This is a genomic window from Clostridium swellfunianum (assembly GCF_023656515.1).
In the GTDB taxonomy this organism is placed as follows: domain Bacteria; phylum Bacillota; class Clostridia; order Clostridiales; family Clostridiaceae; genus Clostridium_AT; species Clostridium_AT swellfunianum.
Genome location: NZ_JAMOFV010000006.1, coordinates 531257 through 545033, shown reverse-complemented (window position 1 = coordinate 545033; position 13777 = coordinate 531257). Strand labels below are relative to the sequence as shown.

Genomic DNA, 13777 nt, shown 5'->3' with positions numbered 1-13777 from the left:
ACAAATCTTAGATATAGTATGTTTTAAAATCTAAGACTCAATCTATTTATTAAGAAAGGCTTTAACACCAGACTGATGTTGTACTGAAAATCACTTTTCAGCTTTATCAGCCGTTAACGGTAGTGCGATACCGTGGGGCACCCGCCGAAGATTCGATACTCCCCAACCTCGTCAACTTAATTTTACTTCTTAAGTTCTGGCGCTTTAAGTTTACTTTTATATCTGCTGTCCTCCTTTAACTATTTCACCCTTCAAATTAATTTACTATACCATTATATTGGAGTATACTGCAATTGGTCAACATTTAAAGTTTATTTTATCCTTTTCAATATGTGCCGCAACTATGTTTCGTGCTTTTGAAAAATATTTCTGTGTTTTTTACACAAACTATTTTATAATGTATTTGTGCTGCATTAACACGTAAAAGGAGATTATTTTATGTCTAGAGCTAATAGAAAGAAAAGAAAATCTAAAATAATTATAATTATAACAGCTGTGTTTCTTGTGCTATTCCTAGGTGCTGGCTTTTTTGGCTACAGCAAGCTTGGGAAACTTAAAACAGCAAAATTAGATGAAAATTCACTGGGTATAGACGAGAACGGTTATAAACAATCAGCCAATGAAGCTTTGAAAAATGCATCAGGCAAAAATTCCCCAGACATTGAAAAGGACTATTCTAATATATTGGTTATGGGTATTGATGTAACAAAGGAGGTTAATAATGCCTTTAGTGCTGACAGTATTTTAATTGCAACTGTAGACAGGTATAATAAAAAATTAAAACTTACCTCTATCATGAGAGATAGCCTTGTTAATGTTGACGGAGTTGGTGATACAAAGCTTAAGTATGCTTATTCCTATGGCGGTCCTCAGCTTTTGGTTAAAACTGTAAACCAAAGCTTTAATATGAATATAAAAGATTATGTCAAAGTGGATTTTTCTGATGTGGAAAAAATAGTAGACTATCTAGGTGGAGTTGAAATTAATGTTAAAGCTGAAGAAATTGATCTTATAAATGGCTATCAAAAAGGTATGGCTAATTCTGGAGGAAAGAAATATACTACAATAAAAAAATCAGGTCTCCAAACCTTAAATGGAAAACAGGCAGTTGCTTATTCCAGAATACGATATGTTGGAAACTATGACTATGAAAGAACTGAAAGACAGCGAAGGGTAATTTCAGAGATTTTGAGGAAGTTTTCAGATAAAAACCCTATTGAATTAGTTAGTATTACAGATAAGCTTCTTCCACTTGTGGAAACTAATTTGGGAAAAGGTGAAATACTAAGTCTTGGATCTTATATAGTTACCAATAAGTTAACAAAACCTGTACAATTTAGAATACCGACAGACAGTACAGCTCATGATTATACAAATCCTAAGGACGGATTATACTATATGAAGTGGGATAAAAAGCCTACAATAGATGCTCTTCATGACTTTATATTTATTCAGTAATTGGTTATGATTAAAATTATAGCTGAAATATATAAAACCTGCTTAATGATAAGCTCATACAGCAGGTTTTATATATTTCAGCTTCTTTTTCTGCCTTTTGCATAATCTTTTACTGCTAATTATTTATTGCCTCTTTCAAGGTATGCCAAGCGAGTACCGCACATTTTACTCTAGCAGGCATATTTGATATATTTTTTAAAACAATAGCATCTTCAAGCACTTCAAGCTGTCCATCATCAGTAATTTCTCTTTTAATCATACCAATGAAGGTTTCAACCAATTCCAGCGCTTCCTCTTTGGATTTACCTGTTATAAGGTCAATCATCATGGATGTGGAAGCTTGGGATATAGCACAGCCGCTGCCTGTAAAGGCTGCTTCTTCTATAATATCTCCATTAAACTTAACCTCTAAAGCTATGTCATCACCGCAGCTAGGATTATGTCCTCTCTCACAAGCATCAGCATGATGTAGGTGTCTTTTGTTATGAGTACTTTGACTATGCTCCATTATAAGCTCTGTATATATTTGACTAAGATCCATAACCTAGCCACCCCCTTACATTTTTAATACTGTTTATGAACACATCAACTTCTTCCTTTGTGTTGTAGAAGTAAAAGCTTGCTCTTGAAGTTGCCGGCGCTCCTAAATGCTTCATTAAAGGCTGTGCACAGTGATGTCCTGCTCTTATTGCTACCCCATAAGTGTCAACTATGCTTGCAGTGTCATGAGGATGACAACCTTCTATACTGAAGGATATTACTCCACCCCTGTTTTCCATATCCCTTGGGCCATAAATTTTAATGTATGGTATTTTACTCATTTCCTCCAGAGCATAGGCAGTTAATTCAAGCTCATATTTATGAATATTTGAGAGGCCTAAGTTTTCTAGATAATCTATAGCTGCTGATAATCCTACTGCACCTTCTACATTTTGAGTTCCTGCTTCAAATTTAAAAGGTAAATCAGCATAGCTTGTTTTCTGTTCTTCTACATATTCAATCATGTCGCCGCCCATTAAAAATGGAGGCATTTTTTGAAGCAGTTCCTTTTTGCCATAAAGCACTCCAATGCCCATTGGCGCAAGCATTTTATGACCTGAGAATACAAAAAAGTCTGCATTTATATCTCTAACATCAACCTTCATGTGAGGTACGCTTTGAGCTCCATCAACTAAAACTACTGCACCCATTGAATGAGCATATTCAGCTATTTCTTTAACTGGATAAATAACTCCTAGAACGTTTGACATTTGAGCAATTCCAACTAATTTTGTTTTATCTGTTATCTTAGCTTTAACCTCGTCCATAGACAATCTAAAGTCAGAGTTTAAATACATAAATTTAAGCACTGCACCCTTAGCCTTTGCTACCTGCTGCCATGGAACTATATTGCTGTGGTGCTCTGATATGCAAAGTACTATTTCGTCACCCTCATTTATAAAGTTCATTCCATAGGAATAAGCAACAAGGTTTAAAGATTCTGTAGCATTTCTTGTAAAGATTATTTCCTTAGTAGACTTAGCATTTATAAACTTTCTAACCTTTTCTCGTGTGTTTTCATAAGCATCAGTTGCCATAACAGAAAGATAATGTGCCCCTCTGTGTGGATTTCCATTGTGCTGATGATGATAATTTCTCATAGCATCAAGCACAGCATTTGGCTTATGAGTTGTTGCAGCGTTATCAAGATATACTAATGGTTTGCCGTGTACATTTTGAGAAAGGATAGGAAAATCCTTTCTCAATTCTTCTACATTAAAGTTAGGCATTTACAATTCTCCTGTGAACTTCCTCTGCGATAGCTTCTCTTAAATCCTCCAGAGGAATTTTATCTATTATTGGTGTAAAGGAAGCTTCAACTATAAGCTTCTTTGCTTCTCTTTCATCTAATCCACGGCTCATCAGATAAAAAAGCTTATCAGCATCTATTTGCCCTGCACTTGCAGCATGCATACCTTCTACATCATCCTCTTCACAAAGTAAAAGTGGAATAGCATCTGATTTAACTGTCTTGTCTAGAAGGATTGCAAATTCCTCTTCGCTTCCCTTTGAGCGGCTTGCACCTCTCTTAAAATCAAGAGTACCTCTGAACACCTTCTTAGCCTTATCCTTTAAGGCTCCTCTAGTTTCAATGTTGCTTATGCTTCTTCTGCCTCTATGATTCATGAGATAGCTTAAGTCTATATTTCTCTCACCATCAGCTAAATAAACTGAGCTGATATTTGCTTCACTGCTTACTTCATTTAAGTTGTTTATAAAATTAGTTACGCTGTTTTTAGCTCCAAGCTCAACCTGAATCCAATTAACCTTTGCACCGTAGCCGCTGTAGGCTACGTGAGAATCAAAATGATAGGATTTATTATTCATTCTCTGAATTTTTATTATCTTAACCACTGCATTGTCTTTAGCATAAACCTTTGTTACACCATTGTGGAAAGCTTCAACCTCATCAGAAGTTGTGTAGTCGATAACTACTGTTACTTCGCTGTTTTCCTCGGCAATAATTATATTATTATCAATTACTGCAGAATTTTCTTCATCTAATTTATACTCAAGTCTTATTGGTGTATCTATTTTTGTATTTCTTGGGGCATGAACAAATACGCCTGCATTGTAATGTTTTTCGCCAAGTGCTACAAATTCTTCTGATACTCCATAGTGTTCTTCTTTATTTATAAAGTACTTTATATTTTCATAAACCTTTAAATTTGAGTTCATGTTTTTAACTATAACTTCCTCAAAGTTCTCAGAGCTAATATAAGGCTTAGTGTACGCTGGAATTTCTGAAACCTTGAAATCCTTAAGCTTTGCTTCGTTAACCTTTAGCCATCTCCAAGTTATAACTGGAAGGGTATTTAGAGCTTTGTTTCCTATATTCATTTATTTTCCCTCCCCTTCTATCCTATTGTACCTTCAAGCTCAAGCTTGATTAGGTTATTCATTTCAACTGCATATTCTAGTGGAAGCTCTTTAGCTATTGGTTCTACGAAACCTCTAACTATCATTGCCTTTGCTTCCTCTTCACTTATTCCTCTGCTCATTAGGTAGAAAATAGCCTCATCGCTAATTCTTCCTATTTTAGCTTCGTGTCCGATATCAACTTCATCGTTCATTAAATCTATAACTGGTACTGTATCTGATTTTGATTTGTTATCAAGCATTAAGGATTCACAGGTTACTGTGGATTTTGAGTGATGCGCATTTGGCGCTACTCTTAAAGCTCCTCTGTAAAGCGCTATTCCTCCATCCTTTGATATAGACTTTGAATTTATTGATGAAGTAGTATAAGGTGCTGCATGCACCATTTTAGCTCCTGTATCTAAATGCTGACCTTTTCCTGCAAAGGTTATGCCTGTAAATTCAGCTTTTGCTCTTTCACCTTTTAAAATTGTCATTGGATAAAGCATAGAAACCTTTGATCCAAAAGATCCTGATACCCATTCCATTAAACCATCTTTTTCAACTATAGCCCTCTTTGTATTTAGATTATACATATTCTTCGACCAGTTTTCTATTGTGCTGTAGCGAAGTCTTGCACCTTCCTTAACGAAAAGTTCTACACAACCAGCATGAAGGTTATTAACATTATACTTAGGTGCTGAACACCCTTCTATAAAGTGAAGCTTTGCACCCTTTTCTACTATTATTAGCGTATGCTCAAACTGTCCTGCTCCTGGAGCATTAAGTCTGAAATAGGATTGAAGCGGTATATCAACCTCTACACCTTCTGGCACATACACAAAAGATCCACCTGACCAAACTGCACCGTGAAGTGCCGCAAATTTATGATCGCTTGGAGGAACGCAAGTCATAAAGTACTCTTTAACTATATCCTCGTAGTCCTTTATTGCTGTTTCCATATCAGTATAAACTACACCTTTTTTAACTAGATCTTCTCTTATACTGTGATAAACAACCTCTGAATCGTACTGTGCTCCAACCCCTGCTAGTGAAGTTCTTTCAGCTTGTGGTATTCCAAGTAAATCAAAGGTCTTTTTTATATCCTCGGGTACTTCCTCCCAGGTTCCCTTCATATCAGTATTTGGCTTAACATAGGTTACGATATTATCCATATCAAGCTCTGATATATCTGGTCCCCAAGGCGGTACTGCAATGCTGTTGTATAATTCTAATGACTTTAACCTAAAATCAGTCATCCACTGCGGTTCGTTCTTTTCCATAGAAATTTGACGTACAATCTCTGGTGTTAAACCTTCATCTGCCTTATAGCTATATTTAAATTCATTCTTTACGTCGTATATGCCTCTGTCTAAGTCATCTATATGAGTTTTCTTTCTAAGCTTTTCTTCCATATTTAATCAGCCTCCTTACAGTGAGGACTTGAAGGCTTCATATCCGTTAGCTTCTATTTCCTTAGCTAATGAGAAGTCCCCTGTCTTAACTATTTTTCCGTCTACCATTATATGAACAAAGTCTGGCTTTAAATAATCTAATATCTTATTGTGGTGAGTTATTATTAATATTGAATTATCACTATTTTTTAAAGCATTAACCCCTTGAGCTACTATTTTTATAGCGTCAACATCAAGACCTGAATCTGTTTCGTCTAGTATTGCTAGCTTAGGCTCAAGTATAGCCATTTGAAGAATCTCGTTCTTTTTCTTTTCTCCACCAGAAAAGCCTTGATTTAAATACCTTTGAGCATATTCTTCCTTCATTTCAAGAAGCTCCATTTTTTCTTTTAATGCCTTTTTAAAAGCCATAACCTTTAAAGGCTTTCCTGTTACAGCTATCTTAGCAGTTCTTAAAAAGTTTTCTACTGTAACGCCAGGTATTTCTTCTGGATATTGAAAGGATAGGAATAACCCCTTCTTTGCTCTTTCGTTAGCTTTTAATTCATTTAGCATTTCACCTTCAAATATCATTTCTCCATCAACAATTTCATACTTTGGGTGCCCCATTAAAGTATTCGCTAATGTTGATTTACCTGCTCCGTTAGGCCCCATTATAGCGTGAACTTCACCTTTGCCAACTTCTAAATTTAATCCTTTTAAAATGTCCTTGCCTTCTATTTGAGTTTTTAGGTTTTCTATTTTTAATAACTTATTTTCCATGACCTTATATCTCCTTTTTCATTATCATATCCGACTATTTTACTCTACTTTTATTGTAAAATAGTATTAGAAATTTTTATGTGATTTAAATCAAATTTTACCACTTATCCTTATTATATCCGATTGTTCCACTCTGAATTCATTTTATATGTATATCCTACTATTTTACTCTGAATTAGTCAAGGGGGAATAGCTATAATTGCTTTGAATGATAAAAACCCGAAGCTTTTATCTGCTTCGGGAAAATTTAATCTATATTTATCTCCATGATTCATCACTTAGACCATAATCTCTGTCCAGGTAAAATTGTGTCCTGTGTACAATACCGCTGCCATTAACAATACATAACTTTCTTGATCGAACATCCTCAGTATATGCTGGATTTGCAGCGTCAGCTACAGCATTAGCAATTACAGTGAGAAGTTCTTTTTCAGTCATATTAGGCCTCTGCTGCTGCGCTTGACTTATAGTTGCTGCAGCTGTAGAGTTTACAGCACCATTTTGAGTTGCTATATCAAAGGCTAAAGCATAAGCTCTGGTGCTTTTAAGATTATAGGTATAAGTAATACTTGCAGCTTTGCTTGTATAAGTTGCCGTTGCATCCCTTTGTATCTGCTGATACTCCGGTGTACTGCAAAGATTATAAATCTGTGTACGCCAAGGTTCAATGATTTTATTTAATGAATTATTTATACTTACCGCCCAAGCCAATTGATCAGCTCGGCTTTTATCAAGCATTAAATGAATGCTGTCATAGTTAGTTCCAAATATATTTCTCATTATTTGATTGTATTCAGTATCCATTCTTCTTAAAAGAGGCTGAAGTGTACCAGTACCTATGTTCCATTGCAGTATACCTACAGATAAACCTTGTCCATCAAAATTACCTGCAATTGCTGTATAACCTTCCCCTTCAAATTTAGAAGTTATTCCAATGGCAATTTTAATTATATCTTGACGTCTTTGTGCAGCACCTATTTCAATATACGCAGCTGATACATAGCCTATGCCTGTTCCATATTTTATTTGATACCAGCCCGTTAACACATTTGTTATTTCAACCCCATTTAAGTAATTAAGTTTTCCAATTATGGAATTAGTAGTTCCTGCTCCGCTTCGCACATTTAAAGGTGTACTAACTGAGGTAACAAAGCCTTTTAGGCTATTGCTGGAATTCCATAAAGTTATACCCGCTGAATCTATCACTGTTCTATTACTGCTTTGCTGAGCAAAGATTAAACTATCATTTACACTATCAAAGGAATTTAATAAAACCTCATCGTTATATACATAGTATTTCTTTGATCTATTGCTCCAAGCTTCTACTGTAGGACTGCTAAAAATACTATCCTCTTTAAAGGCGGTAGAATTTGTTTTACTTGAAGCTGCTTGAATTGCTTCTGCTAAGGTCTTGTATTCTCCCGAAAACCTGCCGCTTTCATAAACCTTAAAGTCTGGGTAGTTATTCCACTTATTTTGACCATTCATATCAATAACTGCAGCATGGTCAATAGTAGAACCATAAGCTTTAGCATCATTTTCACTATCAAACAATTTCATCAATTCCTGATAGCGAAATACTCTGTATCTTCCTTTACTCCACAATAAATCTCCATCTCTAGCATCACTGGCAATTTTAATCACTCGTCCGCTTGTAAGCGTTCTCGCATACTCTATAACCTTGAAAAGATTATCCGAAGGAAATTCCTTACTTAGTACACCCCCATCATATACTTTGTACATAGGGTAGTTGTGCCAAACAACCTTTGCGTTTGCCCCTACAACCTTACTATGATCAAGCTGACTTGCATAATTTATCGCTTCACTCTGATTGTTAAATTCTTTAACCAGAGAGTTATTTTGATAAACCTTATAGTTGTCTACAGCTTGTTTTAAGGCTCCTTCAGAAGTTATTTTATATAGCTTTCCCCCATCAGCCCCATTACCATAATAAATCCAATTATTTATTATATTTAAAGGATTTGGTTGTCCATTTTGTGTCGCTATTTCGTAGCCTATTCTATATTTACTTTTACTTTGTAGATTTAATCTGTAAAGGCTTCCATCCTCTGCGCTGCTGTAATAAAGATATCCTTCCGATGTGTTTAGATTTAGCACACTTTCTGCCCAAAACTTTTGCTTGTTTTTCCCTGTTATATCCATTCTATATACGAAATTATTATCATCTTTGTTAATATAATATATTTTATCCTGCCATATTGTATATCTGAAAATAGAATCATCAGATAACCTAATTCTGTTTGTCCCGTCTACATTTACTTTATAAATCCTATTATTGTCAGAGGTATTCAAATAAAATAATTCTGTGCCAACTAGTCCCAAGAGACTTACGCTTTCATCTGTCAGCTTTTGTCTCTCAGCTCCATTTGTCTTAATCTTATAAGGTTTAAACCCATCGGAGCCATTAGAATAATAAATCCACTGACCTGATACTGTGAGACTTGTATATTTGTCGTCTGCAAGCCTAATTCTGTCTGTACCATCAGTTCTTATTTTATAAAGCTTTCCTTCATCAGAATCATTTCTATAATAAATCCAATTTCCAATTACATTTATGTGATAAATTGCATCATCGCTTAGCTTTGTTGAAAGTATACCTTGGAAATCTGTTTTATATAGCTTCCCTCCATCGCTATCGTTTCTATAATAAATATATTTATCATCCTTTGCTGCAATTCCCGAATTCATTGCATTACCGAAAGTATTCCCTATGGATATACTGTTATTTTCCTTGTAAAGAACGGATAACTTTTTTGATATTTTTACCAAGTCATATATATCTACTACTCCATCCTTATTAATATCATATATTTGCTCATTCCCATTATATCTTTTGGCAACTAATCCAAGGTCAAGTATATCTACTGCCCCATCCATATTAACATCTGCATTTTGAATGTCCCTTTGAGAGTCCCACTCAACTACAAATCCATTAGTTAGATTCGTTCCCTTTTCGTCATTCCAATGTCCACTGCTTTTTGAAAAAACCAGATGATTTTCACTATGCTTACCTAAAGCATTGTTAGGTTCTCCATAAGCCCAATTTGCAAAAGAAAAAGGTTCGCCAGTTATCCATTTCCATTCTTCCTCTTTTTCTTCATCTGATGCGCCAAGCCAATAGGAATTCAAAGTTCCCTGAGAAGCCGTTAATTCTTGTATAAACAACCTTTCTTCCTCTGAAGTAATAGTTGCCAGGTATCCACTTTTACTTTCGCTATATCTTTTAGCCTCTTCCCAGGTCATAATCTGATTGATAATCATGTACTCATGATTGTTTTCATTAAATACTTGTCCACCATTAATGCCTGTCAAATATGAACTATCCGAAGCATAAACTTTTTCTAAGTATAGAAAATTGCATGCTAGCATTGCAAAGATAATAGCAATTAAGCATGATTTAATTCTAAAAAAACCCTTCATTCACTCACCCCCCCTAAAACCAGCAATACTTGCTTTATTTTTTATGTATAACTGTTTTTTCAGCATTTTTCTTCTTTATTGGTTAATTATATTACAGAATAATTGAAAGTATCAAGGGTTTACTTGCCTAAGAAGAGGCAGGGAATTTATGATAAATAAAAAAGATAATTCATCATATTAATGAATTATCTTCTAATTAAGCTTATCTTTTTGTATTTGTATTTGTTTTAGTTTGAGTACTTGTCGAACCTGACTTTGTTGTTTGAGACTGAGTGTTTGTCTTACTGCTTGTACTTGTTTTATTGCCGGAAGTAGTTGAATTTGAGTTAGTACCATTGATCTTAGTTTCGGTAGTGCTTTTCTCTTCAATTTCAGCATCCTCTTTTGGTTTTTCTTCTACCTTTGGAACTGAAGTAGTTATGGATTCCTTTAATGTACTAAGCTCTTGTTGTGCCTTAGCATATTTTTTATTGCCTACTATAATTGTAAAAAAAAGCGCCACTGTTAGTAATAAAATAAAGCCTGACGTTGCGATTCGTTTGCTTTTCATAATATCCACTCTCCTGATAACATGTCTCTATATTAAATTATAACAGAATATAGAGATATTTCAACTTTTAAGAAGTTATTGCACTAAGGTTCCAATTATGTATCAAAGTTCTATTCTCTAATATTATGGGTTTACTGACTTACAACATTTCCCCCCGTAGTGCCTTCTTGTTTAACTTGTGAAGTTTCCGTAGGGTTTTGTGTGCTGCTTGCTGGCGGTGTAGTATTTGTTGGCGTCACATTTTCGGTTGGATTGCTACCACTTCCATCCACTGGCTTACCTGAGTTATCAGTTGGCGTCGTTGAAGGTGTTCCTGAATTTTCTTCTGGCTGCTTAGCTGGCGGTTGAGGTTCTGTAGGCTGCGCAGTTTGTTCATTTGAATTATCTGGTTTTGGTTCTGTATTCTGCACAGGAGCAGAGCTAGAATCAGATGTACTTGGAGTTTTTGCTGCGTTATCCTGCTGAGGATTATTTATTTCAGTTTTTTTCGTGGTTGTACTAGTTTTTTTCTTAGTGGTTTTTGTGTTATCAGTTTTCACAGTATTAGTTTCTACGCTTGTATTTTGTTTTGCTTCTTCAGCTTCTTTCTTATTTTCTTCACCCTGTTCAACAGCAGCATCAGTTGCTGTCTTTTCTTCAACTGATAACTTTTCTTCCTTAATCTTGTTTGATTTTGGCATTGACTCTAGATTTTCTCTTAATTCTGAAAGCACCTTGTGTCTTTTAGTAATTTGCATATTCCCATAGTAAACTGTGCCAATTAACGCAAGAGCTAATATTCCCGATAAAATTATTTTTAGATGTTTCATTAAGCATGCACCCCAAATTAGATATTTATTATATATATTATAACCAACTTGTCCAATTAATAACACTAGAATTGCCAATACTTATACCAAAATTATAAAAATAGACGCGAAATTTATTCGCGTCTAAAATACTTTGTTTATTATCTTACTTGGCTTCCAGTTGGAAGTTCACCTGGGATGCTTACAGTGAACAGCTTGCTGTCATCATCTGTTGAAGCTGCAAGTATCATACCCTGTGAGAGTTCCCCTCTTAATGTTACAGGCTTTAGGTTTGCAACTAATACTACATACTTTCCAACTAAGTCTTCTGGCTTGTAGTATTGAGCTATACCTGAAACCACCTGTCTTTCTTCGCCAGCTAAATCAACCTTAAGCTTTAGAAGCTTCTTTGCTCCCTTTATTGGCTCACAGGCTAATACCTTAACCACTCTTAAGTCAACTTTTTCAAAGTCATCTATAGTTATTTCTTCCTTAAGCGGCTGCATGCTCTGCTTTGGCTCTTCCTTAATTTCCTTTAAAGCTTCAAGCTCCTTAAGCTTAGCTTCCACATCTATTCTTGGGAATATAGCCTCTCCTTTTTTAACCTTAGCATTTGCTTCAGTACCATCAAAAGCCGATAAAGTATCCCAAGCTGTTAGGTTAACATTTAGCTGCTCATTAAGCTTCTCACTTGTTTGAGGTAAGAAAGAAGAAATTAATACCGAAGAGAATCTTAGTGTTTCAGCTAGGTTGTAAAGCACTGTTCCTAGTCTTTCCTTCTTGCTTTCATCCTTTGCAAGTATCCATGGTGTTGTTTCATCTATATACTTGTTAGCTCTTCTAATTAGTGTCCATATTTCTGCTAAAGCTTCTGGAATTCTTAAGTTATCTATATGAGCTTCAACCTTCTTTGGAGTTTCAAGTGCTAAGCCTATAAGCTCGTCATCTATTGCTTCCTTAGCTGTTGGTGCTGGTATAACTCCTTCAAAGTATTTTTCTATCATTGCTACAGTTCTTGATAGAAGATTTCCAAGGTCGTTAGCTAAATCTGAATTTATTTTCTTTATAAATATTTCATTGTTGAATAATCCATCTGAACCAAATGGTATTTCTCTTAATAAATAGTATCTTATTGCATCAACGCCAAAGTGCTCTGCGAGTACCACTGGGTCTACAACATTGCCCTTTGATTTTGACATCTTTCCGCCATCTACTAAAAGCCAGCCGTGTCCAAATACCTGCTTTGGAAGCGGAATATTTAAAGCCATCAGCATAATTGGCCAGTAAATTGTGTGGAATCTTAAGATATCCTTTCCTATTAGGTGAACATCTGCTGGCCAGAACTTGTCATAAAGCTCAACATCAACATTGTTGTTATAGCCAAGTGCTGTTATATAGTTTGATAATGCATCTACCCAAACATAAACTACATGACCTGGATCAAATTCTACTGGAATACCCCAATTAAAAGTAGTTCTTGATACGCAAAGATCTTGAAGTCCTGGTCTCAAGAAGTTATTCAGCATTTCATTCTTTCTTGATTCAGGCTGAATAAACTCTGGGTGAGTTTCTATATACTCAATAAGTCTGTCAGCGTATTTTGACATTTTAAAGAAATATGCTTCTTCTGTTTTCTTTTCAACTGGTCTTCCGCAGTCTGGGCAATTTCCATTTACAAGCTGAGTTTCAGTCCAGAAGGATTCGCATGGTATGCAGTAATGACCTTCGTAAGAGCTCTTGTAAATATCTCCTTGCTCATAAAGCTGATTAAATATTTTTTGTACTGCTTTTTCATGATAGTTATCAGTTGTTCTTATAAACTTGTCATAGCTTATGTTCATAAGCTTCCAAAGCTCTTTTATTCCTGCTACTATTTCGTCTACATAAGCCTTTGGTGTAACCCCTTTGCCTTCAGCTATTCTTTGTATCTTTTCACCGTGCTCATCTGTTCCAGTTAAGAAGAATACTTCATAGCCTGTAAGCCTTTTAAATCTAGCCAATGCATCAGCAGCTACTGTTGTGTAGGTGTTTCCTATGTGAAGATTTGCTGATGGATAGTATATTGGTGTTGTGATGTAATATGGTTTCTTTGTCATATTTTTTCCTCCTCTTAGTCGGAAGCACTGAGTAGTTTAAAACCACTCGCTCCGCTCGCAAACTACTCGTTAAAGTCCATTTAGGACTTTAACCTCCGTATAATATTTTAATCTTTTCCATTTTTGTTTTTGGTATGCAAGAAAAATAAAAAGCCTCTATGCGGAAGAATCCACATAGAGGCGCTATATACGCGTTACCACTCTAATTTATATCTATGTCGCCATAGATAACTCAATAAGTGACTCTGTTTGTATAAATTCAATTAGTAAATAGCTATATAATCAAGCAAAATATCGATGTTTCTACGATTTTTACGAAGATTAAATTGCCGATTTACTTTGATATTTATAAGAACTTTTATCACCCTG

General features: G+C 35.2%; 9 protein-coding genes, 1 pseudogene and 1 other annotated feature (1 of these 11 only partly in view). Of the genes and pseudogenes, 1 reads left to right on the top strand and 9 read right to left on the bottom strand.

Features of this window, described 5'->3' with window-relative positions:
- Positions 1-438 precede the first annotated feature (438 nt).
- Complete coding sequence (locus NBE98_RS02615; protein ID WP_250812302.1) at positions 439-1458, top strand: LCP family protein; 1020 nt, start codon at positions 439-441, stop codon at positions 1456-1458.
- 115 nt (positions 1459-1573) lie between these two features.
- On the opposite strand, the gene sufU is transcribed toward NBE98_RS02615, so the two are convergent.
- The 9 genes and pseudogenes from sufU to metG all read right to left on the bottom strand — a co-directional run.
- Complete coding sequence (gene sufU, locus NBE98_RS02610) at positions 1574-1999, bottom strand: Fe-S cluster assembly sulfur transfer protein SufU (protein WP_250812300.1); 426 nt, start codon at positions 1997-1999, stop codon at positions 1574-1576.
- Positions 1989-3227 (bottom strand): cysteine desulfurase, encoded by a 1239-nt coding sequence (locus NBE98_RS02605; protein WP_250812296.1) that lies wholly within the window; start codon positions 3225-3227, stop codon positions 1989-1991. Before NBE98_RS02605 ends, sufU begins: the two co-directional genes overlap by 11 nt.
- Positions 3220-4338 (bottom strand): Fe-S cluster assembly protein SufD, encoded by a 1119-nt coding sequence (gene sufD / locus NBE98_RS02600; RefSeq protein WP_250812293.1) that lies wholly within the window; start codon positions 4336-4338, stop codon positions 3220-3222. The genes NBE98_RS02605 and sufD overlap by 8 nt, the downstream gene beginning before the upstream one ends.
- Before the next feature lie 17 nt (positions 4339-4355).
- The gene (gene sufB / locus NBE98_RS02595; RefSeq protein ID WP_250812291.1) at positions 4356-5771 is read right to left on the bottom strand and encodes a Fe-S cluster assembly protein SufB; all 1416 of its coding nucleotides are present in this window, start codon (positions 5769-5771) and stop codon (positions 4356-4358) included.
- Between the two features lie 15 nt (positions 5772-5786).
- Positions 5787-6533 (bottom strand): Fe-S cluster assembly ATPase SufC, encoded by a 747-nt coding sequence (gene sufC / locus NBE98_RS02590; protein WP_250812289.1) that lies wholly within the window; start codon positions 6531-6533, stop codon positions 5787-5789.
- Between the two features lie 258 nt (positions 6534-6791).
- On the bottom strand, positions 6792-9974 hold the full coding sequence (locus NBE98_RS02585) for a DUF5050 domain-containing protein (RefSeq protein ID WP_250812287.1): 3183 nt from the start codon (positions 9972-9974) through the stop codon (positions 6792-6794).
- 202 nt (positions 9975-10176) lie between these two features.
- On the bottom strand, positions 10177-10524 hold the full coding sequence (locus NBE98_RS02580) for a hypothetical protein (protein ID WP_250812285.1): 348 nt from the start codon (positions 10522-10524) through the stop codon (positions 10177-10179).
- Between the two features lie 131 nt (positions 10525-10655).
- Positions 10656-11333 carry a hypothetical protein gene (locus NBE98_RS02575; protein WP_250812280.1) on the bottom strand — a complete coding sequence of 226 codons (678 nt, stop codon included), beginning with the start codon at positions 11331-11333 and terminating at the stop codon, positions 10656-10658.
- A 140-nt stretch (positions 11334-11473) separates the two neighbouring features.
- Positions 11474-13423 (bottom strand): annotated as a pseudogene (metG, locus tag NBE98_RS02570) (methionine--tRNA ligase); the annotation flags it as partial.
- A gap of 158 nt (positions 13424-13581) precedes the next feature.
- Positions 13582-13777, bottom strand: a binding site (T-box leader) (it continues 150 nt past the right edge of the window).

Excerpts from the sequence above, each read along its gene's own strand:
- sufC (WP_250812289.1), bottom strand. The coding sequence starts at position 6,533 with ATGGAAAATAAGTTATTAAAAATAGAAAACCTAAAAACTCAAATAGAA.
- NBE98_RS02615 (WP_250812302.1), top strand. The coding sequence starts at position 439 with ATGTCTAGAGCTAATAGAAAGAAAAGAAAATCTAAAATAATTATAATT.
- sufB (WP_250812291.1), bottom strand. The coding sequence starts at position 5,771 with ATGGAAGAAAAGCTTAGAAAGAAAACTCATATAGATGACTTAGACAGA.
- NBE98_RS02575 (WP_250812280.1), bottom strand. The coding sequence starts at position 11,333 with ATGAAACATCTAAAAATAATTTTATCGGGAATATTAGCTCTTGCGTTA.
- sufU (WP_250812300.1), bottom strand. The coding sequence starts at position 1,999 with ATGGATCTTAGTCAAATATATACAGAGCTTATAATGGAGCATAGTCAA.
- NBE98_RS02585 (WP_250812287.1), bottom strand. The coding sequence starts at position 9,974 with ATGAAGGGTTTTTTTAGAATTAAATCATGCTTAATTGCTATTATCTTT.
- NBE98_RS02580 (WP_250812285.1), bottom strand. The coding sequence starts at position 10,524 with ATGAAAAGCAAACGAATCGCAACGTCAGGCTTTATTTTATTACTAACA.
- NBE98_RS02605 (WP_250812296.1), bottom strand. The coding sequence starts at position 3,227 with ATGCCTAACTTTAATGTAGAAGAATTGAGAAAGGATTTTCCTATCCTT.
- sufD (WP_250812293.1), bottom strand. The coding sequence starts at position 4,338 with ATGAATATAGGAAACAAAGCTCTAAATACCCTTCCAGTTATAACTTGG.